Annotated in this window: 25 protein-coding genes; 9 read left to right on the top strand and 16 right to left on the bottom strand. The window is 59.9% G+C overall.

The genetic code is table 11. The features are described from left to right. Window positions 1–97 precede the first annotated feature (97 nt). The 3 genes from MB824_RS07260 to MB824_RS07250 form a co-directional block, all read right to left on the bottom strand. Window positions 98–1,264: a PilT/PilU family type 4a pilus ATPase gene (locus MB824_RS07260; RefSeq protein ID WP_407659228.1), complete on the bottom strand. Its 1,167-nt coding sequence runs from the start codon at window positions 1,262–1,264 to the stop codon at window positions 98–100. 142 nt (window positions 1,265–1,406) lie between these two features. Then, window positions 1,407–2,447: a type IV pilus twitching motility protein PilT gene (locus MB824_RS07255; RefSeq protein WP_238747707.1), complete on the bottom strand. Its 1,041-nt coding sequence runs from the start codon at window positions 2,445–2,447 to the stop codon at window positions 1,407–1,409. Window positions 2,448–2,657: 210 nt separating this feature from the next. Further along, window positions 2,658–3,587: a branched-chain amino acid transaminase gene (locus MB824_RS07250; protein ID WP_255778546.1), complete on the bottom strand. Its 930-nt coding sequence runs from the start codon at window positions 3,585–3,587 to the stop codon at window positions 2,658–2,660. Between the two features lie 265 nt (window positions 3,588–3,852). On the opposite strand from MB824_RS07250, the gene MB824_RS07245 reads away from it, so the two are divergent. The 7 genes from MB824_RS07245 (at window position 3,853) to MB824_RS07215 (ending at window position 9,195) form a co-directional block, all read left to right on the top strand. Continuing rightward, entirely contained in the window at window positions 3,853–4,164 is a 312-nt protein-coding gene (locus MB824_RS07245; RefSeq protein WP_238747623.1) for a LapA family protein, read from the top strand. 12 nt (window positions 4,165–4,176) lie between these two features. Then, the gene (gene lapB, locus MB824_RS07240; RefSeq protein ID WP_238747621.1) at window positions 4,177–5,352 is read left to right on the top strand and encodes a lipopolysaccharide assembly protein LapB; all 1,176 of its coding nucleotides are present in this window, start codon (window positions 4,177–4,179) and stop codon (window positions 5,350–5,352) included. Next, a complete protein-coding gene (gene rsgA, locus MB824_RS07235) occupies window positions 5,353–6,270 on the top strand; it encodes a ribosome small subunit-dependent GTPase A (protein ID WP_407659227.1) in 918 nt (305 codons plus the stop codon). A 77-nt stretch (window positions 6,271–6,347) separates the two neighbouring features. Next, a complete protein-coding gene (gene tehB, locus MB824_RS07230; RefSeq protein WP_238747617.1) occupies window positions 6,348–7,208 on the top strand; it encodes an SAM-dependent methyltransferase TehB in 861 nt (286 codons plus the stop codon). Continuing rightward, a complete protein-coding gene (locus MB824_RS07225) occupies window positions 7,205–7,816 on the top strand; it encodes a lytic transglycosylase domain-containing protein (protein ID WP_238747615.1) in 612 nt (203 codons plus the stop codon). Before tehB ends, MB824_RS07225 begins: the two co-directional genes overlap by 4 nt. Window positions 7,817–7,973: 157 nt before the next feature. Further along, window positions 7,974–8,411, top strand: a complete 438-nt coding sequence (locus tag MB824_RS07220) for a TIGR01244 family sulfur transferase (RefSeq protein ID WP_238747613.1) — start codon at window positions 7,974–7,976, stop codon at window positions 8,409–8,411. Window positions 8,412–8,442: 31 nt separating this feature from the next. After that, complete coding sequence (locus MB824_RS07215) at window positions 8,443–9,195, top strand: Nif3-like dinuclear metal center hexameric protein (protein WP_238747611.1); 753 nt, start codon at window positions 8,443–8,445, stop codon at window positions 9,193–9,195. 290 nt (window positions 9,196–9,485) lie between these two features. Here the strand turns inward: MB824_RS07215 and MB824_RS07210 are convergent, their stop codons facing one another. From MB824_RS07210 to MB824_RS07195, 4 genes are all read right to left on the bottom strand, one after another. Further along, window positions 9,486–10,139 (bottom strand): TetR/AcrR family transcriptional regulator, encoded by a 654-nt coding sequence (locus MB824_RS07210; RefSeq protein WP_238747609.1) that lies wholly within the window; start codon window positions 10,137–10,139, stop codon window positions 9,486–9,488. Between the two features lie 156 nt (window positions 10,140–10,295). Beyond that, window positions 10,296–11,471, bottom strand: a complete 1,176-nt coding sequence (locus MB824_RS07205) for a TerD family protein (RefSeq protein WP_238747607.1) — start codon at window positions 11,469–11,471, stop codon at window positions 10,296–10,298. A gap of 66 nt (window positions 11,472–11,537) precedes the next feature. After that, entirely contained in the window at window positions 11,538–12,191 is a 654-nt protein-coding gene (locus MB824_RS07200; protein WP_238747605.1) for a vWA domain-containing protein, read from the bottom strand. Between the two features lie 23 nt (window positions 12,192–12,214). Then, entirely contained in the window at window positions 12,215–12,994 is a 780-nt protein-coding gene (locus MB824_RS07195) for a hypothetical protein (protein ID WP_238747603.1), read from the bottom strand. 263 nt (window positions 12,995–13,257) lie between these two features. Between MB824_RS07195 and rpmB the strand changes: the two genes are divergently transcribed. Further along, the gene (gene rpmB / locus MB824_RS07190) at window positions 13,258–13,494 is read left to right on the top strand and encodes a 50S ribosomal protein L28 (RefSeq protein ID WP_238747601.1); all 237 of its coding nucleotides are present in this window, start codon (window positions 13,258–13,260) and stop codon (window positions 13,492–13,494) included. Between the two features lie 23 nt (window positions 13,495–13,517). Beyond that, window positions 13,518–13,673 (top strand): 50S ribosomal protein L33, encoded by a 156-nt coding sequence (gene rpmG / locus MB824_RS07185; RefSeq protein WP_009117634.1) that lies wholly within the window; start codon window positions 13,518–13,520, stop codon window positions 13,671–13,673. A gap of 439 nt (window positions 13,674–14,112) precedes the next feature. On the opposite strand, the gene MB824_RS07180 is transcribed toward rpmG, so the two are convergent. From MB824_RS07180 to MB824_RS07140, 9 genes are all read right to left on the bottom strand, one after another. Then, the gene (locus MB824_RS07180; RefSeq protein ID WP_238747599.1) at window positions 14,113–15,243 is read right to left on the bottom strand and encodes an anhydro-N-acetylmuramic acid kinase; all 1,131 of its coding nucleotides are present in this window, start codon (window positions 15,241–15,243) and stop codon (window positions 14,113–14,115) included. Between the two features lie 101 nt (window positions 15,244–15,344). Continuing rightward, window positions 15,345–16,016, bottom strand: coding sequence for a DedA family protein (locus tag MB824_RS07175; protein ID WP_238747597.1), 672 nt, complete (start codon window positions 16,014–16,016; stop codon window positions 15,345–15,347). 117 nt (window positions 16,017–16,133) lie between these two features. Further along, window positions 16,134–17,474: a phosphoglucosamine mutase gene (glmM, locus tag MB824_RS07170; RefSeq protein ID WP_238747595.1), complete on the bottom strand. Its 1,341-nt coding sequence runs from the start codon at window positions 17,472–17,474 to the stop codon at window positions 16,134–16,136. A gap of 182 nt (window positions 17,475–17,656) precedes the next feature. Then, window positions 17,657–18,301: an endonuclease III gene (gene nth / locus MB824_RS07165; protein ID WP_238747593.1), complete on the bottom strand. Its 645-nt coding sequence runs from the start codon at window positions 18,299–18,301 to the stop codon at window positions 17,657–17,659. Between the two features lie 81 nt (window positions 18,302–18,382). Continuing rightward, the gene (gene queC / locus MB824_RS07160) at window positions 18,383–19,051 is read right to left on the bottom strand and encodes a 7-cyano-7-deazaguanine synthase QueC (RefSeq protein WP_238747591.1); all 669 of its coding nucleotides are present in this window, start codon (window positions 19,049–19,051) and stop codon (window positions 18,383–18,385) included. Between the two features lie 34 nt (window positions 19,052–19,085). Next, the gene (locus tag MB824_RS07155) at window positions 19,086–19,385 is read right to left on the bottom strand and encodes a DUF2818 family protein (RefSeq protein ID WP_238747589.1); all 300 of its coding nucleotides are present in this window, start codon (window positions 19,383–19,385) and stop codon (window positions 19,086–19,088) included. A gap of 254 nt (window positions 19,386–19,639) precedes the next feature. Further along, window positions 19,640–21,091 (bottom strand): NADH-quinone oxidoreductase subunit NuoN, encoded by a 1,452-nt coding sequence (gene nuoN / locus MB824_RS07150; protein WP_238747587.1) that lies wholly within the window; start codon window positions 21,089–21,091, stop codon window positions 19,640–19,642. A gap of 10 nt (window positions 21,092–21,101) precedes the next feature. Beyond that, window positions 21,102–22,601 carry an NADH-quinone oxidoreductase subunit M gene (locus MB824_RS07145; protein WP_238747585.1) on the bottom strand — a complete coding sequence of 500 codons (1,500 nt, stop codon included), beginning with the start codon at window positions 22,599–22,601 and terminating at the stop codon, window positions 21,102–21,104. A 354-nt stretch (window positions 22,602–22,955) separates the two neighbouring features. Further along, window positions 22,956–23,267, bottom strand: coding sequence for a GIY-YIG nuclease family protein (locus MB824_RS07140; RefSeq protein WP_238747583.1), 312 nt, complete (start codon window positions 23,265–23,267; stop codon window positions 22,956–22,958). Between the last annotated feature and the right edge of the window lie 28 nt (window positions 23,268–23,295).

Raw genomic sequence — 23,295 nt, 5'->3', positions numbered from 1 at the left:
GGATCAACATCGCAGCGGTTTTGCCGTGCCCAAAGAAAAACCTGCAACTTCGTTACAAAGTTGCAGGTTTGGTGTTTCAGGCAGCCTGAAAACGGGTTTACAGCACTTCCAGATCGCTGACGCGCTCGAAGATGTGGGTGGCTTCGTTGCCCTCTTCCCACAGGGTGATGCGCAGGCGCAGGTCGTTGACGGATTCGGCTTGGCGCAAGGCTTCGTCGAAGGTGATACGGCCTTCGGTGTAGAGCTTGAACAGGTCTTGGTCGAAGGTCTGCATGCCGTCGGTTTCGGCGCGGTTCATCAGCGCCATACATTCCATCAGCTCGCCTTTGAAAATGTGGTCCTGCATGGCGGGGGTGTTGATCATCAAATCGACAATCGCGGTACGGCCGCCGGCTTTAAGGCGGGCAAGACGCTGGCCGATGATGCTGACCACGTTCAGCGCCAAGTCCATCAACACCTGCTGGTGGCGTTCTTCGGGGTAGAAGCCGAGAATACGCTCGATGGCTTGCACGGCGTTGTTGGCGTGGATGGTGAAGAATACCAAGTGGCCGGTTTGCGCCAGCTGCATCGCTTTTTCCATGGTGTGTTCGTTACGCACCTCACCCACGCAGACAACGTCCGGCGCCTGACGCATCGCGGACTGCACGGCCATGTCCCAGCTGTTGGTATCGATACCGAGCTCGCGCTGGGTGAAAATGCTTTTAATCGGCGAATGGATGTACTCGACCGGGTCTTCGATGGTTACGATGTGGCCGGCGGAGTGTTTGTTGCGCCAGTCAAGCATGGCGGCCATCGATGTGGATTTACCGGAACCGGTGGCACCGGCCAGAATAATCAGGCCGCGCGGCTGCATGGCGAGTTCTTTCAAACCTTGCGGCAGCTGCAAATCGTCCACGGTCATGATTTTGGTGGTGATGCGGCGCCATACCATGCCCATGCGGCCTTGCTCGTGGTAGGCGTTGACACGGAAACGCACGCCGTCTTTGGAAGTGGCCGAGTAGTTCAGCTCCAGCTCTTGGTCGAAACGGGCGCGCTGCTCGGGCGTCATGGTGGAGTACACCAGAATTTGCGTGTCGATATGGGTGAGCGCTTTGAGCGGCACCGGGATCAGCTCGCCGTTGATTTTGAAAGAAGGCGGGAAACCGGTGCTGATAAAGATATCCGAAGCGCCGCGCTTTTCACACTCGGCGGCCATTTTTTCCAGCAGCGGGTGCAGTTTTTCAATCGGACGGAAAGCGGAATGGCCTTCGCCCGCCTCTTCCATCGCGGCCTTCTGGGCAACATAGGTATTGCCCAAACCGGCGGCCTCGGGGGTGATTTTCATCTGGTTCACATAGCCTTCCAACATGGAAGCGACTTGGCCGTGATTGGCTTCTGACATAGCTTGCTCCTCGCTGCGGGTTCAATCAGGAAATCATATCGGGGTTGGCGGATTTGGCGCGGGCGTCGGCCAGCGACACCATGCCGCGGCGTACCAAGTCCTGCAGGCACTGGTCGAGTGTCTGCATACCGTGGTTCTGACCGGTTTGCAGCACCGAATTCATCTGGGCGATCTTGTTTTCGCGGATCAGGTTGCGCACCGCAGGGGTGGCGACCATGATTTCGTGCGCGGCCACACGGCCTTTGCCGTCTTTGGTTTTCAGCAGGGTTTGGGCGATTACCGCGCGCAGCGATTCGGAAAGCATGGAGCGCACCATCTCTTTTTCGCCGGCAGGGAATACGTCGATGATACGGTCGATGGTTTTGGCGGCGCTGGTGGTGTGCAGGGTGGCGAATACCAAGTGGCCGGTTTCGGCAGCGGTCAGCGCCAGGCCGATGGTTTCGGGGTCACGCATCTCACCCACCAGAATTACGTCCGGGTCTTCACGCAGGGCGGAGCGCAGGGCGTTGGCGAAGCTGTGGGTGTGTTCGTGCAGTTCGCGCTGGTTGATCAGGGCTTTTTTGCTTTGGTGCACAAACTCGATCGGGTCTTCGATGGTCAGGATGTGGGCGGGCATGCGGTCGTTGATGTAGTCGATCATCGCCGCCAGCGTAGTGGACTTACCCGAACCGGTCGGGCCGGTAACCAGTACCAGACCGCGCGGGTATTCGGAAATTTTTTGGAAAATGCGCGGCGCCTTCAATTCTTCCAGCGTCAGCACTTTGCTCGGAATGGTACGGAACACCGCAGCCGGGCCGCGCTCGGTATTAAAGGCGTTCACACGGAAACGCGCCACATTGGGCAGTTCGAACGAAAAGTCGGTTTCCAAATTTTGCTGGTAGTTTTTGCGCTGCAAATCGTTCATGACCGAAGCGATCATATTGCCGACTTCTTCCGCGTTCATTTCCGGCAGATTGATGCGGCGGATGTCGCCATTCACACGGATCATCGGCGGCAGGCCGGCCGAGATGTGCAAGTCGGAGGCTTTGTTTTTGACTCCGAACGCCAAGAGGTCGGTAATTTGCATAGACATGGTAAAACAACCTTTACAGAGCTTGAATATAAAGCGGGCATTGTAAAGAAAATCATGCTGTTTGATAAGGGAAAACGGCCGTCTTTGCCCAACAGGCACCCGCTTTTCAGGCAGCCTGAAAAACCGGCACCGCCGATATACAAATAAAAACCGCAGCTTTCAGGCTGCCTGAAAGCTGCGGTGCGCTGTGCGATGTCGTATGATTTACACAACATAAGTCAGCAGATGCGCGTATTCGGCATCGCGTCCGGTAACGATATCGAAGAAGCGCTGCTGCAGGCGGGCGGTGATTTCGCCGCGGCTGCCGCTGCCCACCGGCCGGTTGTCAATTTCGCGTATCGGCGTGATTTCGGCGGCGGTGCCGGTGAAGAACACTTCGTCGGCAATGTAGAGTTCGTCGCGGGTGATGCGTTTTTCCACCACTTCCAATCCCATGTCGCGGGCGATTTCAATCACCGTGCGGCGGGTGATGCCGTCCAGCGCCACATCCAGCGCCGGCGTAAACAGGCGGCCGCGGTGGACGGTGAAGATGTTTTCGCCGGCGCCTTCGGCGACATAGCCTTGCGAGTCGAGCAAAATCGCTTCGTCAAAACCGCTTTGCTGCGCTTCGCTGTTGGCCATGATGGAATTCATGTAGTTGCCGTTGGCTTTGGCCTTAATCATGGTGATGTTGGGATGATGACGGCTGAAACTGCTGATTTTGCAGCGGATGCCGTGTTTGATGGCATCTTCGCCCAGATAGGCGCCCCATGCCCAAGCGGCAACGATAACCTGCACGTCGTCGGCTTTGGGGGCGATGCCGAGCTTGCCCGAGCCGTAAAACGCCATCGGGCGGAAATAGCAGGACTTCAGGCCGTTGGCTCTAACCACTTCCAGATGGGCGCGGTTGATGGCTTCTTTATCGAAAGGCAGTTTGATGCCGACGATTTTGGCCGAATCGAAAAAACGGTCGGTATGATCCTGCAGGCGGAAGATTGCCGGCCCCTGCGCCGTTTCGTAGGCGCGTACGCCTTCAAATACGCCCATACCGTAGTGCAGGGTGTGGGTCAGCACGTGGGTTTTGGCTTCGCGCCAATCCACCAGGCTGCCGTTGTACCAGATTTTGCCGTCGCGATCGTCCATAGTCAGCGCCATGATTGTGTTCTTTCTTGTTGGTCGGTTCGTGTATCCGGCCGCGGCCGGCCGAATCGGGCGGCGCGCCGGTGTGGAAAAGCCTGCGATTATACACTCCGCGCCGTTAGAGACAACGGCGCGCCATATCAAAAACAGCGCAAATCGTTTACACTTACGCGCCCGCAGGCAGCCTGAAAGCGGTTTTCAGGCTGCCTGCCCGTTGCCAATCACACCGCGGACGCCGCCGCGCCCGCATCTGCAAGACGCCCTGCCTACGGAGCCGAACATGAAACTGGTCTATAACCTGCTCAAAATCCTTATTCTGGTATTTTTCCTGATCATCGCGCTGAACAACGTCCAGCGCGTGCCGTTTTATTACGTCCCAGGCGAGCACATCGAATGGCCGATGATTGTGGTGCTGTTCATTTGCTTCGTTATCGGCGCGCTGTTCGGCATTTTCGCCATGTTCGGCCGCCTGCTGCGCCTGCGCGCGGAAAACGGCCGCCTGCGCGCCGAAGTGCATAAAAGCGCGCGCCTTTCCGGCGAAGACATCGCCGCACCCGTTCAGGCTGCCTCCGCCCCCGCCGACAAAAAATAAACGCCGCGCCCTATGGAAAACGATATTTGGATATGGGCGCTGGTTGCCGCCATTTTGCTGCAGCCGATTTTCTTCACCATGGGCTGGATTGCCGCCCGCGTCGATATGAAAGCGGTGCTCAAGCAGGCCAAATCGGTGCCCGACAGCTTCTACCGCAGCCTGAACGCGCTGGTGGACAGAAACAGCGCCCAAGCCGCGCAGCATCTGGAAGAAGCCGCCGGCGGCCACCCCGACGCCTACCGCCTCAACCTGACCCTCGGCAAGCTCTACCGCCAGCGCGGCGAAAACGACAAGGCGATTTCGATGCACAAATCCCTGCTCGATTCGCCCGACGTGGATGCCGACCAGCGCAGCCGAGTGCTCTACGAGCTGGCGCTCGACTTCCAAAACGCCGGCCTGGTCGATCGCGCCGAAGAAACCGTGCTGCCGCTGCAAAACACCCGCATGGCCAAAGAAGCGCGCGAAGTGCTGCTCAACATCTACCAGCAGGACCGCGATTGGGAAAAAGCCGCCGAAACCGCGCTCTTGCTGTCTCACGACGAACAAACCTACCGCTTTGAAATCGCCCAGTTCCATTGCGAAACCGCGCAGGCCGCGCTGTTTGCCTCCGATGCCGACACCGCCCGCCGCCATGTTGCCATCGCGCTCGAATACAATGCCAAATGCACGCGCGCCAATATGATTTTGGGCGACATCGAATACAAAGCAGGCAATTTTCAGGCTGCCGCCGATGCCTACCGCGCCATCGAAAAACAAAACTACGCCTATCTGAGCATGGTCGGCGAGCGCCTGTACGACGCTTTCGACGCCCAGGGCAAGGCCGCCGAAGGGCTGGACATCCTGATCGGCTACATGAAAACCTTTCCCCAGCTCGATCTGACCCAGCTGATCTACGAAAAATCGCTGCTGCTCTACGGCGAAGAGCGCGCCAACCAAACTGTGCTCGAACTGGTGCGCGCCCGCCCTGATCTCAACGGCGTTTACCGCCTGCTGAGCATGAGCCTCTCCTCGCTGCATCCGTCGTGGAAAGCAGACGCCGAAATGATCCGCAACGTGATCGACCGCCAAATCCAAAAAAGCCTGATGTACCGCTGCCGCAACTGCAATTTCAAATCGCAGGTCTTCTTCTGGCACTGCCCCGCCTGCAACAAATGGGAAACCTTCACGCCGAACAAAACCGAAGTGTGAATGCGGCCATCCCGCCCTTTCAGGCTGCCTGAAACCCGCCCCCCCATGTCTAACACCGAAAACACCGCCCAAATCACTGCCAACTACGGCCGCCGTTTCAGCGTCCGCACGCTTTCAGGCTGCCTTTACGAAGCCAACACGCGCGGCAAACGGGTTGATTTCGCATGCGGCGATTGGGTGCGCATTACCCCGCTCAACCGCGAGCAGGCGGTTATCGAAGAGCTGCTGCCGCGCCAGAGCCTGCTCTACCGGCAGGACGCCTACCGCTCGAAACTGATTGCCGCCAACGTTACCCTGCTGGTCATCGTAACCGCCGCCGTGCCCGCGCCCAGCGAAATGCTGCTGCAGCGCGCCCTGCTCGCCGCCGAAGCCGCCGACATCCGCGTGCTGATTGCCGTCAATAAAAGCGACCTGCCGCAAAGCGCCGCCTGGCTGGAAAAACTGGCTTTCTACCAAACTTTTGGCTATCCGCTGCTGCCCTTATGCGCGCTGGAAGATGCCGATGCGCTCAAGCCGCTGCTGGCCGGCGAAACCGCCATCCTGCTCGGCCAAAGCGGCATGGGCAAATCGACGCTGGCCAACGCCCTGCTCGGTTTCGATGCCGCCCGCACCGGCGAGATTTCCGCCGCGCTCGATTCCGGCCGCCACACCACCACCCACGCCCGTCTTTACGATTTGGACAACGGCGGCAAGCTGATCGACTCGCCCGGCCTGCAGGAATTTGGCCTGCACCATCTGGAGCGCACCGAGCTGCTGCAGTATTTCCCCGACCTGCGCCATCTGGCCGGACAATGCCGCTTCCACAACTGCAGCCACCGCGCCGAACCCGGCTGCGCGCTCAAAGCCGCCGCCGACAGCGGCGCCGTCCGCGCCGAGCGGCTGGCCTTTTTGCAAAAACTGAGCAACGAATTGGACTGACACGCCAAGATTGGGCGCTTTGCCGTTTTCAGGCAGCCTGAAAACCTGTTCACACTCTCGACACAAAGGACGACACCATGAACGACAATCTGATTTGCTACAAAAAAATGCCCGTTTGGCACGCCGCCGATATTCCGAACGCGCTGCTGTCGCAGCACAACACCCAGGAAGGCACGTGGGGGCGGCTGCAGGTCTCGGCCGGCAGCCTGAAGTTTTACCGCCTGAACGAAGACGGCAGCACCGTTTCCGAACACCTGCTCACACCCGAGAGCGGCGAATGGGTCATCCAGCCGCAGCAATGGCACAAAATCGAAGCGCAGGGCGACGATCTGCAGCTGCAGCTTTTCTTCTGGTGCGACAAAACCGACTATTTCCGCAAAAAATACGGCATGACCGCCACCCATTCGGCGGTCAAAGAAGCGCTCGCGCACGTTTCCCCGTGCAAAACGCTGGATTTAGGCTGCGGCCAGGGGCGCAACGCGCTCACGCTCGCCCTGCTCGGCTTTGATGTCGATGCCTGCGACTACAACCCCGGCGGCCTGCACGGCCTGGCCGAAGCGGCGGCGCAGGAAAACCTGCCGCTGCAGGCGTTTGCCTACGACATCAACCAGGCCGACATCGGCGAAGACTACGGCTTTATCGTCGCCACCGTGGTGTTTATGTTTCTCGACCCGCAGCGCGTGCCCGCCATCATCGCCGATATGCAGGCGCACACCCAATCGGGCGGCTACAATCTGATCGTTTCGGCGATGGACACCGCCGACTTTCCCTGCATGATGCCGTTTAACTTCACCTTCAAAGAAGGCGAGCTGGCACGCTATTACGACGGCTGGGAAATGATCGATTACCGCGAAGAAATCGGCTCGATGCACGCCACCGACGCCAACGGCAACCCCATCCAACTCAAATTCGCCACCATGCTGGCGCGCAAACCATGACCGATGCCGTCCGCCGCCGCCTGATTGCCGGCGCCGCTTCGCTGCTGGCGGCGCCGTGGGCGTATGCCGGCGCCCAGCGCGAAGAAACCCTGTCCGACGACGTCGCCAGCGTGATGCGCCAATCGGTTGCCAACGCCAGCCCGCCGCGGCTGGTGTTTCCCCGCGCCGCCGAAGGCCAGCGCTGGCTCAACGATATGTCGGTGCGCCTTGCCCGCTTCGTCGACAGCGAAGCCGCCCGCCGCCGCCTGCTGGTGATGATCCAGTACGAATCCTCCCGCGCCGATCTGGACACCCAGGTGATTCTCGGCCTGATCGAAGTCGAAAGCGCCTTTCGCCAGTACGCCATCAGTTCCGTCGGCGCCAAAGGGCTGATGCAGGTGATGCCTTTCTGGCAGCGCTACATCGGCACCGAAGAGCACAATCTGTTCGACATCCGCACCAATCTGCGCTACGGCTGCACCATCCTGCGTCACTACAGCAATCTGGAAAACGGCAACCTCACCCGCGCGCTTGCCCGCTACAACGGCAGCCTCGGCAGCAGCAAATACCCCGACGCCGTACTCGGCGCCTGGCGCCGGCGCTGGCAGTGGCAGTCCGAAGCGGCCTGAAAACGCCCTACCTCTTTTCAGGCTGCCTTTCGTTCAGGCAGCCTGAAAAAACCGCCGCCGGCGCCGGATTAACACGCTGCGGCAAAAAGCGTTAAAATCGCGCCCGTTTCAAACAACACACAATATGCCGCTGCCAGCGGCAGAAAGGAAACCGAAAATGGCATTGGAAAAACTTGCCGACTATCTCTACGTGAGCAAACAACTCAACGAACGTCTGGCCAAGCAGGCCGCCCAATACGAAATCAAAACCGTCATCTGCAACCGCCCCGACGGCGAAGAGCCCGGCCAGCCCGACTTTGAAACCGTGCGCGGCTGGCTGCAGGCTGCCGGTATCGAAAACGTCGTCTATCTGCCGGTAACCATGGACAGCATCAACGACCAGCTGCTCGAAGAATTCCGCGAAACCGTCGCCAAATCACCCGCCCCCATTCTCGCCTACTGCCGCAGCGGCACCCGCTCCACCCTGATGTGGGCGCTCAACCAAGCCAAGCTCGGCGTCGAAACCAACAGCCTGATCAAGGCCGCCGAACTGGTCGGCATCGACCTTTCCGGCGCCCGCGAGCGCATCGAAGCCGTACGGCCGAAAAAAGGCTGATTCTCCCCGCCTCAGGCAGCCTGAAAAACTTATGACCGACCGCCAAACCCTGCTCGACTGGTGCGATGCCACCCTCGATACCGCACGCTTCAAAGACTACGCCCCCAACGGCCTGCAGGTCGAAGGGCGCACCGGCATCCGCCGCATCCTGACCGCCGTAACCGCCAGCCGCGCCGCCATCGACCACGCCGCCGCCATCGGCGCCGATATGCTGCTGGTGCACCACGGCATGTTTTGGAAAAGCGAGCCGGCCACCATTACCGGCTGGAAAAAACAGCGCATCGCCGCCCTGCTCGCCCACGACATCAACCTGGCCGGCTACCACCTGCCGCTCGATGCCCACCCCGAGCTGGGCAACAACGCCCAACTGGCCGCGCGCTGCGGCTGGCTGCCCGAATACCGCTTCGGCGACCAAGACCTGCTGGCCGCCGGGCGCAACGGCAAACGCGGCCAAACCCTCACCGGCCTTGCCGACGACATCGCCGCCGCCCTCGGCCGCCGTCCCACCGTCGCCGGCGACCCCGAGCGCGTGCTCGACAAACTGGTGTGGTGCAGCGGCGGCGCTCAGGGCTATTTTCAGGCTGCCATCGACAACGGCGCCGACGCCTACATCACAGGCGAAATCTCCGAAGCCCAATACCATCTGGCCAACGAAACCGGCACCGTCTTTATCAGCGCCGGCCACCACGCCACCGAACGCTACGGCATCCAAGCCCTCGGGAACGCCATCGCCGACACCTTCGGCATCGAAGTCAGCTTTTTCGACGAAGCCAATCCGGCCTAAAGCAGCCTGAAAACCAGTAGGGTGCGCCCTGCGCACCAAACTGTAAACAAACTCCAAAGCAGCCTGAAAACGGATTTCCCGTTTTCAGGCTGCTTTAAGCTGTGGCGCAGGTCGGATTCTTGAATCCGCCGGCCGCAAGGACGGCATTCAGGCAAGAGATGAAAATCTCGGATACGGGTATCCGACCCGCACAGTAGGGTGCGCACCGCGCACCAAAAAACAGCCTGAAAACCACCGATACGGTTTTCAGGCTGCTTTACTGCGGTTTGCCTGCAGCTGAAGCAGCGGATTCAGCCGCCCTGCGCCATCAGTTCATCAAAACGCGCCAGATGGCTGCCCTGCAGATAGGGGCGCAGCAGGCTCAGGGTGCGGCGCACGCCGCGTTGTTTGGCGGCGGCACCGTATTCGCCGGAGCCGTCGACGCCTTCCACCGAGCGGTCAAAATCGAGCCAGTATTTGGTAATCAGCCACATATTGACCGACAAATCGCGCATGCCGATGGCGTCGATTTTCACCATGCCCAAGTCCTGCATCTGCTCCAAAAGCCGGATCAGCAGCGGGGCGATGCGTTCGCGGGTAAATTCGTTGTGCTCGCCCAAAAGCTCGGTGCTGCGCAGCAGCAGGGTATTGACGTCGCTAAACAGGAAACGGTACTGCCACATCACGTCGTACACGCCCTGCATATAGCCGACAGCGTCTTCCACGGTGCGCGGCAGCGGCGTTTGCGACAGATAGCCCAAGAGATCGCGGCTGTAGCGCTTAAAGAGCTGGACGATGATTTCGTCTTTGTTAGCAAAGTGGTAGTAGAGATTGCCGGGACTGATGTCGAGATACTGGGCGATGTGGTTGGTGCTGATGTTGCGCTCGCCCGATTCGTTGAAAAGTTTCAGGCTGGCTTCGACTATCCGCACATAGGTGTGGTGCTGCTTGGGTTCTTTGGCCATTGGCGCTGTCTCCTTTTCGATAACTGGCACAGGCGGGCGGATGCCTGTCCGCCCGCGCTGAAAAGCTGCGTATTTTATTACATTCTGCCGGCGCAGATGCTGCGTTTTCGCCGCCAAAACTGCTCAAACGCTGCTTTCAGGCTGCCTGAAGCGGCATTATTTGCTGCCGCGCGTCCAGGAAAAGCCCCAACCGAAGGCGCGGTCCATTTCCTGATGGCCGGGGAAATAGCGGTTGATACGCTCGATGCGGATGCTGCCGTTGTCGTTGATCAGCCGCGCCACCGCGCACATGCCGTTGCGGCTGCCGCCCTCGGTCAGGCGGGTTTCGACCTGCTGGCCCTGCACGTGCAATGTAACCACGCCGTCGGTGGCGTCCCAGTTGGGCACGCCCTCGTAGATAAAGGCATAGACCAGCACTTCGCTGATTTGCGCCCACTGCGAGCCGTTGATGTCCAGCCATTCGCCCTCGCTGACGGCGCCGGTGCGGTCGTCGCCGCGCAAACGCAGATAGGGCGCGCGGTTCAGGCTGCCAAAGCGCTCGCCCAGCGCCTGCACCACGTCGGTGCTGCCGTTTTTCAGGCGGACAAAGGCGCCCAAATCCAAATCGACGCCGCCCTGCCCTTTGTTGAACAGGCCGGCAAGAAAACCGCGCGCGGCGGGGGCGGGAGCGGCACCGCGGTTCCAGTTCAGGTTGATTTTGATTTCGCCGAAGTCCGCACCGCGTTTTTCCAAACTCAGCTGCGGCCGTGCCTTATCCAGCGTAACTTTGCCCAGATTGACTTTCGGCGGCTCAGGTGCCGGCGGAGCACTCGGCGCGCCGGCGGGCGCGGCGCCGTCGTCGGCAATTTCCACGCCGAAATGCTCCGACAAAGGCTTAAGCCCGCCGTTAAATCCCTGGGCAACGAAACGGAATTTCCACGCGCCGTTGCGGCGGTAGCATTCGCCCAAAATCAGCGCGGCTTCGCTGCGGCCGGCCAGTTCGACCGGACAATTCAGGCTGACGGCGCCGTTTTCCAGCACTTCGATGCTCAAACTGCCCAGCGCCGAAGCGGGCACGGCGGCGGAAAAGGCAAAGGCAATGCGCTCGATGGCCGCCGGCTGACGCGCCAAAGCAGCCTGAAAACTGCTCTCGCCGCTGCCGGCGGCAAATTTCAGGCTGCCGTCGTCACTGGCGGTTTGGCCGTAAAACACCATATCGCCGTCGCCGCGCACTTTGCCGTTGGCGGCCAGGCGGTAGGCGGCAACGTCGATTTCACGGGCGCAGCGGATGCGGACGGTAATATCGGCGGCACCCAAAGCGGCATTGGCGCCGGGTGTAAGGATTTGGCTCATCTGGTTTCTCCCATACAGATTCGCCGCCGGCTTTTTCAGGCAGCCTGAAAAGCCGGCGGCGGCGGTTTACAGCACGATATTGATTTCGGGCGGCGGGGGCGGCAGGGTGTCGCCCTGATCGGCAGACTGCGCGGCCTGGCCGGCATTGCTGCTGTTGGTGGCAACCGCTTCGGACACCCATTGGAAAAACTTAGCAAACGACGCCGCGTCCATGGTATCCAGCGACACCACGGTATCGGTGAGCTGCTTGAGATAAGCCGGATCGGCTTTGGGGCCGGCAGCGCAGGCAACGATATTGCCGAAACCCAGCGCCTTGATTTTCGGCAGCACTTCGCTATAGGCCAGAAGGTCGGTGGGTTTGCCGTCGGTAAGCACAATCAGAATCGGCCGCCAGTCGCCCTTTTGCTCGGCACTGCCGACCACGCGGTCGCGTGCAACCGATGCGGCGATATGCTCCAGCGCTTCGCCCAGCAGCGTCGCACCGCTGTCGGGGCAGACGATTTCAGGCATCACCACCTGCTCCAGCGGCGTGAGCGGCAGCACTTCTTTGATGCCGCTGTCAAAGGTTACCACGTTCAGATACACGCTCTCGAGCGCGTAGGGGTTTTGCCGCAGCGACGAGAGCAGCGACTGCAGGCCGTTGTTTACCGCTTCAATCGGCTCGCCGCGCATGGAGCCGGAAGTGTCGATGCAGATATAGGTAAGCAGGCGTCGGGACATAGCGTTCTCCTGAAATATCGGGTTTACTTGGTTTTAACGAAATACCGGCCGTTGAAACGGTAGCGGATGCGGGCTTTCTTAACGGTGCCGAAGCCTTCGCCGTCGTCCACCACCACCGGCAGGCTGATGGTTTTGCTGCTTCGATCGTAAGCGATGTCGGCAAGGCCGCTTTTTTGCACGGTACTTACATCAAAGCCATAGCCCAGCGTGTTGGTCAGCTTGGCCGTACGGATAATGTTCAAAGGCTGCAAATTGCGCTCGCCCAGGCGGTAGATGGTCAAATCTTGGGAATGCGCGCGGCTGCTGCCGATGCCGTAGCCGATCACGATATAGCCTTTACCGTAGTGGCCGAAGTTATCGGCAATCAGATCGCTTACAAACGGCGCCGCTTCGCCCGTGCTCAGCGTTTTTACGCGGATGGCGCCGGACGGGGCGCGCCATTGCGCCAGCGTGGTGTGGTTGTGCATGGAACCGCCGTCCTGTTCATCCCACGAATAAGTGCGCAGTTTGCTATCGCTGCTCTCCACGATTCTCAGGCCGTTTTTACCCACCGTTTGCGGAAACTTGCACTGCCACGACGACGCATCTTTCAAATAAGCACCCAAAGCAGCCTGAAAAGCGGCAGCGGCCTTGTCGCGCCGCCCGGAAGCATCGTCCGCAGCATTACCGGCGTAACTGCCGTTGTCGATCATTTCCTGATAATGCGCGGCCAGCTTGCCATCAACCTGGGCGCAACTTTGCGCATAAACCGGCGCGGCCAGCAAAACGGGCAACAGAGCAGCGGCAAATCGGGAAAGATGCATGGGTTTTCCTTTCTGAAAACGGATGTAAAGACAGGCGCCGGCAGCCTGAAACCGTGGCGCGGGAGCGGCAATTATCGCCCGAAACCCCGTCCGTGCAAAGCGCCGGCGCCCGTAGCGGCGCAGATAAAAAACCTTTGCCCGTCGGCGGGAAAACCCGTATAATCGCGCGTTTTTCCGTATCAGCCGCCGCAGATGCGCCCGACTAGCCGGGTCGGCGGACGAAACCCGAACAATTTTTCAAACAATCAGTATTGGAGACCATCATGGCTCGAGTTTGCAAAGTAACCGGCAAACGCCCGATGTCCGGCAACAACGTATCGCATGCCAACAACAAAACCAAACGCCGCTTCCTGCCCAACCTGCAAAGCCGCCGCTTCTGGGTGGAAAGCGAAAACCGCTGGGTTCGCCTGCGCGTATCCAACGCCGCCCTGCGCACCATCGACAAACTCGGCATCGAAGCCGTAATCAGCGAACTGCGTGCTCGCGGCGAAACTGTTTAATCCGTAGATAAAGGAAAACCATCATGCGCGATAAAATCAAACTGGAATCGTCCGCCGGCACCGGCCACTTCTACACCACCACCAAAAACAAACGTACCATGCCCGGCAAACTGGAAATCAAAAAATTTGATCCGGTTGCCCGCAAACACGTTATGTACAAAGAAACCAAACTGAAATAATCCGTTTGCTTTCCCCAACCCCTGCCAAAGTGCAGGGGTTTGTTTTGCGCGCCGCAAACACCAAAACGTGGCAAAACGGAGAGCACAGGCAGCCTGAAAACGGCGGGGGCGGCTTTGGCGGCGGAACGGGACGGACAGGACAAGGCAGCCTGAAAACCAAAGCCGCGCAGGTCGGATTCTCGAATCCGACAGCCGGCCGCAGGGGGGGCGGCATCCGGTTCGGAAAAAAATGTCGGATACAAGTATCCGACCTACGGCGGGATGCCGCACCGCTTGGCAAACATATGAAACGACAACGGCAAAAGCTGCCGGATACGGGCATTCAGGCTGCCGCCCTGCCCTGCCGTTGCGCCGGATTAGGGTTCCGATAAGTTTTCAGGCTGCCTGCGCGAATGCGACGCAGGCAGCCTGAAAACATGATGGCGGGGCTTTTGCCGCCTTAGGCGTGGTAGCCGGCGCCCAGCACCAGCGCTTTGCCGGCGCCGGTGGCGCGGTGGGGGTTGGACGGCACGCCCAAACACCAGCAGGCGGCAAGCCAGGCGAAGGCGGCGGCTTCGACCCATTGCGGATCAAGCTGCAGCGCGCCGGTGTCAGCAACGCTGATGCCGCCGGCCTGCAGGCGTTCGGTCAGCGCGGCCATCAGCGCGCCGTTGCGGGTGCCGCCGCCGCACACATAAAGCCGGCGCGCCTGCGGGGCAGCCTGAAACACGGCATCGGCAATGGTGAGGACGGTAAACTGCAGCAGCGTCTGCTGCACGTCGTGCGGGTCTTCGCCGCCATTGAGATGGCTTTGCAGCCATGACAGCGAAAACAGTTCGCGGCCGGTGCTTTTGGGATAAGGCAGCCTGAAATAGGGATGCGCCGACAGTTTGGCCAGCAAATCGGGCAGCAGGCGGCCGGCAGCGGCGCGGCGGCCGCCGGCGTCGTAGGGTTCCTGCCAGATGTGGCGTGCCCAGGCGTCCATCAGCATATTGCCGGCGCCGGTATCGAAACCCCAGGCTTGGGCGGCAGACGGGTTTTCAGGCTGCTTTGCCGGCGGCAGCACGCTGATATTGGCGATGCCGCCGATATTGAGCACCACGCGGGTGGAAGTTTCGTCGGCAAACAGCGCCTGATGGAAGGCGGGCACCAGCGGCGCGCCCTGGCCGCCGGCGGCCAAGTCGCGGCTGCGGAAGTCGCCGACGGTAAAAATGCCGCTCAATTCGGCCAGCAGCGCCAAATCGGCGAGCTGGACGCTGTAGCCGTGCTGCGGGGCGTGGCGCACGGTCTGGCCGTGGCAGCCGATGGCGGCGATGTCCTGCGGTTTGAGCCCTTGCGCGGCGAGCAGCTGGGCGACGGCTTGGGCGTACAGGCGGCTGAGTTCCTGCGCCAGCAGGCGGCTGCGGTGGATTTCGTCGTGGCCGCAGTCCTGCAGTTCGAGCAGGCGCTGCTTGAGCGCGTCGGGATAATCGACGGCGCTGTGCGCCAGCGCGCCCTGCCAGCGGCTGCCGTCCATGCGCACCAGCACGGCATCGATGCCGTCCATGCTGGTGCCGGACATCAGTCCGATATAGAGTTGGCTGTGTTGCATGGGAAAGGGAAACGGAAAAAGGGAGAGAAAAAGGTTTTCAGGCTGCCTGCCTTCACCCCACATGGGGCGGCGCAGGCAGCCTGAAAAATTTGGCGGCGGGATCAGTGCGTTTCGCCGTCCTGCTTGCGGCTGTTGCGCAGGCGGCGTTTTTCCAGCAGGTCGCGTTTGCGCGCCAGCAGGCTGCGGCGGCGGCGCCAGAAATACCAGCCCAACCACACCGCCAGCACGCCCAGCAGTGCGAAAATACCGTGCTGGAACTGGTGGACTTTGGCCATCAGCCAGTCGCGGTTTTCGGCGCCGTAATAGCCGAGATAAACCCACAGCGGCACCGAAATCATCGCCGCCAGACCGTCCATCAAGAGCCAGCGCCACACCGACACTTTGCCGCTCATGCCGGCGCTTAAGAAAATCGGGCTGCGCAGGCCGGGCAGAAAGCGGGCGACAAACAGCACGCGGTTGCCGTATTGGTCGAATTTCTGCTGCACTTGGGCGTAACGTTTGGGCTTCATCACCCGCGCCACCAGCTTGAAGCGCAGTATTTTTTCGCCGTAGATGCGGCCGAGTCCGAACATCACGCCGTCGCCGGCCAGCACGCCGATCATGCCCACCACCACCATCAGATGCGCGTTGGCATAGCCCAAACCCGAAATCACGCCGCCGGCCGCCAGGGTGATGTCTTCAGGAATCGGCACGCCGAAACCGCACAGCATCAGCACGAAAAACACGGCGGCGTAGCCGAACTGCACGAAAAAGGCTTCTAACAGGGTCAACATAACGGGGCTTCGGATCTTAGGTTGCGGCAGTTTTCAGGCTGCCTGAAAGCGGTGGAAAAAGAATTAGCGGCACCGGCGGAACAGGCTTTCAGGCAGCCTGAAAAGCCGGCGCGGGGTTTACTGGCGGCCGTTGCGGATGGCGTCGGCAATGTGGCGGGCGCAGCGCTCGCTTTGCGCGGCGTCTTCCGACTCCACCATCACCCGCACCACCGGTTCGGTGCCGGACGCGCGCAGTACCACGCGGCCGCGATCGCCCAGCTGCTGTTCGACTTCGGCCAGCGCGGCGGCGGAAGCCTGCTGCCAGTTCTGCCCTTCGGCAAGGGCAACATTGAGCATCGTCTGCGGATAGGGCTGCCAATCGACGGCGCGCGACAGCGGCTGGCCGAGTTCCTGTAGCGCCGCCAGCACCTGCAGCGCGGCGATGGTGCCGTCGCCGGTATTGTGTTTGTCTAGGCACAGGATGTGGCCGGAGGCTTCGCCGCCCACCTGCCAGCCGCGCTGGTAAAGCTGCTCGAGCACATAGCGGTCGCCCACTTTGGCGCGGGCGAACTCGATGCCTTCGCGCTTGAGCGCGGTTTCCATCGCCAGATTGCTCATCACGGTGCCGACCACGCCGCCCAGCGGGGCGCCGGCGCGGGCACGGGCTTTAGCGATGACATAAACCAACTTGTCGCCGTCGTAAATCGTGCCGTCTTTATCGACCATAATCAGGCGGTCGCCGTCGCCGTCGAGCGCGATGCCGTAGTCGGCTTCGTTCTGCAGCACGGCAGCCTGCAGGGTTTTGACGTGGGTGGCGCCGATGCGCTCGTTGATATTGAAACCGTTGGGGGTATTGCCGATGCGGATCACATCGGCGCCCAACTCGTGAAAGACTTCGGGCGCGGTGTTGTAGCCGGCGCCGTTGGCGGTATCGACCACCAGTTTCAAATCGCGCAGATTGAGCGTGCCGGGGAAAGTGGATTTGCAAAATTCGATGTAGCGGGCGTCGGCGCCGTCGATGCGGCGGGCGCGGCCGAGCTGCTCGGATGGCTTGGTGAGCATCTCTTTTTCCAGTTCGGCTTCGATGGCCAGCTCGGTGGCGTCGTCCAGCTTCACGCCGCCTTCGGCGAAAAACTTGATGCCGTTGTCGGAAAACTCATTATGCGAGGCGGAAATCATCACGCCGCCGGCCAGGCGCAGGGCGCGGGTGAGATAGGCAATGCCCGGGGTGGGCAGCGGGCCGGTTTGGAAAACATTGACGCCGGCGGCGGTGAAGCCGGCCACCAGCGCGGTTTCGAGCATATAGCCGGAAATGCGCGTGTCTTTGCCGATAATCACAGTGGGTTTGTGCTGGCTGTCGTGCTTAATCAGCGCGTTGCCGAAAGCGCAGCCGAGCCGCATCACAAAATCGGGCGTAATCGGATAACGGCCGACCCGGCCGCGGATGCCGTCGGTGCCGAAATATTTGCGTTCTTTCATGTTTCCCCCGTGATGGCGCGGTAAATCCGGCGCGCAGGCCGGACAAAAGCCGGCATTTTAAAGAAAAAGGACATGTGATGCCATAACGCTACGCCGCTTTTACCTGCTTTAATCTCGGCAGCGGCAAAGCAGCCTGAAAACTGCCTGCGGCGGCGGTATCGGCGGCGCTGCCGGCAGGGCTTTCAGGCTGCCTGAAAGGTGGTTTTGGCGCCGTATTCGCACAAATCATTAATGATACAGCTCTGGCACAGAGGCTTTTGCGCCTTGCAGGTGTAGCGGCCATGCAGAATCAGCCAGTGGTGGGCGTTGAGCAGAAATTCTTTGGGGACGACGCGCATCAGTTTGTCTTCGACTTCGCGCACGTTTTTGCCGGGGGCGATTTTGGTACGGTTGGCGACGCGGAAGATATGGGTATCGACCGCCATCACCGGCACGCCGAAAGCGGTGTTGAGTACCACATTGGCGGTTTTGCGGCCGACGCCGGGCAGCGCTTCGAGTTCTTCGCGCGTTTGCGGCACTTGGCCGCCGTGTTTGTCCAAAAGCAGGCGGCAGGTTTGGATGATGTGGCGCGACTTGGTTTGGTACAGGCCGATGGTGCGGGTGTATTCCATCACGCCTTCCAAGCCCAAATCGAGCATGGCCTGCGGGGTGTTGGCCACGGGAAACAGCTTGGCGGTGGCTTTGTTTACGCCTTTGTCGGTGGCCTGCGCCGAGAGCAGCACGGCAATCAGCAATTCGAACGGGCTGGAGAAGTTGAGCTCGGTGGTGGGATGGGGATCGGCGTCGCGCAGGCGGGTAAAGATTTCGGTGCGGATGGTTTTGTTCATGGCGGTGTGTGTTTTTCAGGCTGCTTGGGCGGTTTTTGCGTTTCAGGCTGCCTTGTGTCAGGCAGCCTGAAAAGGCGGGATTCAGTTTTTCAGGCTGCCTGCGCGTTCTGCCAGATATTCGGCCAGACCGCGCTCGCGCAGGATGCAGCTGGGGCATTCGCCGCAGCCGCCGTCGATGCCCAGATAGCAGGTGTGGGTGCGTTCGCGAACGAAATCGAGCGCGCCGAGTTTGTCGGCCAGCGCCCAGGTTTCTTTTTTGGTGAGGTACATCAGCGGGGTGCGGATGTTGAAATTGTAGTCCATCGCCAGATTCAGGCTGACGTTCATTGATTTGACGAAAACGTCGCGGCAGTCGGGATAGCCGGAGAAGTCGGTTTCGCACACGCCGATGATGATGTCGCGGATGCCCTGCGCTTTGGCGTGGATGGCGGCATAAAGCAGAAACAGGGCGTTGCGGCCGTCGACAAAGGTATTGGGCACTTCGCCGGCGGGCGCTTCGATGGCGGCGCTGCCGTCCATCAGCGCGTTGCGGGTAACTGCCGAGAGCTGGGGCATATCGAGCAGGGTTTGCTTCACGCCCAAATCGCGGGCGATGGCGGCGGCCTTTTCCAGTTCGATGCTGTGGCGCTGGCCGTAACGGAAACTCAGGGCTTCGACTTTGCCGGCGCCGTATTCTTCCAGCGCCAACAGCAGGCAGGTGGTGGAATCCTGTCCGCCGGAAAAAATTACCAGGGCTTTGTTTTCTGCCATATCGCGGCTTCCTTATGCGGGATTTTCAGGCTGCCTATTCTTTGTTGCGTCCGTGCCAGAAATAGCGCCAGACAAAGGCGGGAAAGGCGAATACCAGATACAGGCACACGGTTGTGGCGTAAAACTCCCAATCCTGCGGATGCACCTGGCCGGAGCGCTGTTCGAGCACATAGGCCAGCACGCCGGTGAGCAGAAAGCCGGCGGCCAATTCGAGCAGGTGGTGGCCGAAATGCTTGTGCTTGAGCGGCAGCACGCCAAACAGGCGGCGGCTGAGAAACGGCAGGTTGGCCAGTATCAGCGCCAATGCCAAAAGGGTGTACATTGCAGCGGTCACAGCGGGTTTCTCTCTGGATTCGGGTTTTCAGGCTGCCTGAAAGCAGACAAAGTAAACAGCGCACAGGCAGCCTGAAAGGGTTTGGGTTTGCGGCGACAAGGCAGCGGAACGAAAAAACAGGCAGTTTGCCGCCATCCAAGCAAGCGGTGCCCTTATACGGGGCAAGGCAGCCTGAAACCGTAAACCGCTTTCAGGCTGCCTTCGCGTCTGCCCTGCCCGAGCCGCGCCGCAGCGGCGGCACGGACGGCGGCATCTTACAGCGCGGTGTCGATGGCTTGCGCCACCAGCGCCATCAGATGCGCGGGGAATACGCCCCACACCAACAGCATCAGGCCGTTTACCGACAGCAGCACGCGGCCGCTGGCATCGCCGGTAATCGGCGCGTCGCTGGCTTTTTCTTCAAAATACATCGCCCGCACCACGCGCAGGTAGTAGAAGGCGCCGATCAGGTTCATCATCACCGCAAACACCGCCACCGGCAGCGCCCAAACGTATTGGGCGGCCAGCAGGGCTTTGATTACCGCGAATTTGGCGTAAAAGCCCATCAGCGGCGGGATGCCGGCCATGCTGAACATCACCAGCAGCATAATGAAAGCATACCAGGCGTTGCGCTGGTTGAGACCGGCCAAATCGGCGATGTTTTCGCATTCGGCATCTTCACGCGACAGCAGCATCAGCACGCCGAAGCCCGCCAAACCGGTCAGCACATAGGTAATTGCGTAATAAACCGCTGCTGACAGCCCCATCTGGCCGGCCACGAAAGACAGCAGGATAAAGCCCATATGGGAGATAGTCGAATAGGCAAGCATGCGCTTGATATTGGTCTGCATAATCGCCACCAGATTGCCCAATAGCAGCGACAGCACCGCCAAGCCGGCGAACATCGGCTGCCAGTCGGCCTTAACCGCGGCCAGGCCGTAAACCAGAATGCGGAAGGCAAACACGGTAGCGGCGATTTTCGGCAGGGTACCGATCAGGCCGGCGGCGGAAGTGGGCGCGCCCTGATAAACGTCGGGCACCCACATATGAAAGGGCACGGCGCCAAATTTGAAAGCAATGCCGGCCACAATCATCAGCAGGCCGAGTTTCAGCAGCCACAGATTGGCCGACTGGGTTAACAGCGCTTCGGAGACGGCGGCAAATTCCAGCTTGCCGGTGGCGCCGTATACCATCGAAATGCCGTACAGCAACAAACCGGAAGCCAACGCACCGAGCACAAAGTATTTCAGCGCGGCTTCGGCGGCGCGGGCGGAATCGCGGCGCAGCGCAATCAGCGCATACAGAGACAGCGACAGCAACTCCAAACCGACATAGGCCGCCAGAAAATGGCCGGCGCCGATCATCACGCTCATGCCGACGGCAGCGAACATCGCCAGCGTGTAATACTCGCCTTTAAAGATGCCGCGCGCCTGGTTATAGGGTTTGGCGTAAACAAACAGTAGCGCGGTGCCGAGATAGACCACGGTTTTGCCGAGCTTGCTGATGCCATCGGCCAGATACATGCCGTGGAAGGCGGCGGCAGAGTCATGCCCCCAAGTCAGAAACTGGGCGACGGCAGCGGCCACCATCACGCCGATGCTGAGAAAGTGGGAGATGTAGCGCTGCTCGTCGTTCAGCCACAGATCCACCAGCAGCACGCTGAACAGACCGCACAACAGCACGATTTCGGGCGCGGCAAGACCAATATTCAAATTCAGTAACTCCATGTTCTCAACCTCAAATCTTGCTTTGTGCCACTTGGGTAATCAGTTGGTCGGCAGCCTGGTGGACAACTTCGATAAAGGGCAGCGGATACAGACCCATGCCCAGCACCGTTACCGCCAACACCGCCAAAATCAGAAACTCGCGGGCGTTGATGTCTTTCATTTCGGCCACGTGCGGATTGGTAATCGCGCCGAAAATCACGCGTTTGTACATCCACAGCGTGTAAGACGCGCCGTAAATCAGCGTCAGCGCGGCCAGCGCACCCACCCAGAAATTCACTTCGACCGAACCCATAATCACCATAAACTCGCCGACAAAGCCCGAAGTCGCAGGCAAACCGGCGTTGGCCATGCCAAAGAGCATCATAAAGGCGGCAAATTTGGGCATCACGTTCACCACGCCGCCGTAATCGGCGATGTTGCGCGTGTGCAGGCGGTCGTACATCACGCCGATGCACATAAACATGGCGGCGGAGACAAAACCGTGCGAAATCATCTGCATAATCGCGCCTTTGAGCGCCCAGTCGTTCAGACGACCGTCAAGAAACAGGAACATCCCCAGCGTAACGAAACCCATATGGCTGATGGAAGAATACGCCACCAGTTTTTTCATATCAGTCTGCACCAGCGCCACCATGCCGATGTAAATCACCGCAATCAGGCTCAACACCACAATCACCGGCGCGAAATAGCGCGCCGCGTCGGGCAGAATCGGCAGGATAAAGCGCAGGAAACCATACGCGCCCACTTTCAGCGTAATCGCTGCCAGCACCATCGAGCCGCCGGTCGGCGCTTCAACGTGCGCATCCGGCAGCCAGGTGTGCACCGGCCACATCGGCACTTTCACAGCAAACGACAGGAAAAAGGCGACAAACAAAATCTGTTGGATGCCGAGCGGAATCTGTTTCAGATTCTGGAAATCGGCAATCGCAAAGCTGCCGCCCGCCTGATACGACAGATACACCATCGCCACCAGCATCAGGAGCGAACCCATCAGCGTATAGAGAAACAGTTTTACCGACGCATACACGCGGCGCGGGCCGCCCCACACGCCGATAATCAGATACAGCGGAATCAGCATGCCCTCGAAGAACACGTAAAACAGCAGGGCATCCTGCGCCGCAAACGCGCCGTTGATCAGGCCGCTCATGATTAAGAACGCCGCCATATACTGCGCCGGCCGCTTCTGTATCACTTCCCAGCCCGCCAGCACCACCATCAGCGTGATAAAGGCGTTGAGAATGACAAACAGCACCGAAATACCGTCCACCCCCAGCGCGTAGTTGATATTGAGCGTGGGAATCCACTGGTGGAATTCCTGAAACTGGAAGCCGCCGCTCAAACGGTCGAAACGGGTAAACAGCGGCAGCGTTACCAAGAAACCGGCCGCCGCGCCAATCAGCGCAAGAATGCGCGCCAACAGCGCCCGCCGGTCGGAACCGGTCGCCAAGACCAGAATACCGGCTGCTATCGGCACCCAGATTGCCAAGCTGAGTAGGTTGTTTGAAAACATAGTGTTTGCCTGTGGTTTGTAAAAATAATTCGGTTTGGGTTGCGTGGGTGGGTTGGGTAAAGGGGTTTCAGACGGCCTTTCGGGTTTTCAGGTAGCCTTTCAGACAGCCTCTGTTATTTCAGGCTGCTGTTTGAGACCGTCTGAAAACGGTGTTGCTTCTACTGCCGTCATTCCCGCGCAGGCGGGAATCTTATTTCCGCTCCAACAATGGCGGCTTGAACCTGCATTCGTTCAATTCCACCGAGATTCCCGCCTGCGCGGGAATGACGGCAGTGGTGGGGCGGCTGTTTGCAGGATTTCAGACGGCCTTTTGCTTTTCAGACGGCCTGTTTATTTTCAGGCTGCCTTGTCCTTCTAACGTATCAGACCGGCGAACAAATCCAGCCACTCGGGATTCTGTTCTTCTATCAGTCTGATTTTCCATTCTCGCCGCCATTTTTTCAGGGCTTTTTCTTTGGCGATGGCAGCGGGCATATGCTCGAACAGTTCGTACCACACCAGATCGTGCACATTGTAACGGGCGGTAAAGCTGTCGAAATCAAGGCTGTTTTTATGTTGCCATACCCGCTCGGGCAGGTTCATGGTAACGCCGATATACAGCACGCCGTTTCTGCCGCTGGCCATAATATACACGGCAGGCTGTCCGGCTAAGGGATGGCGGTGCATATCGCTTCCTATTTTGGGTTTTGCAGAA

The sequence above is a fragment of the Kingella pumchi genome (assembly GCF_022288825.1).
Lineage (GTDB): Bacteria > Pseudomonadota > Gammaproteobacteria > Burkholderiales > Neisseriaceae > Kingella_D > Kingella_D pumchi.
Note: the sequence above shows the minus strand (reverse complement) of the source record. Positions and strands in the feature narration are given on the sequence as shown.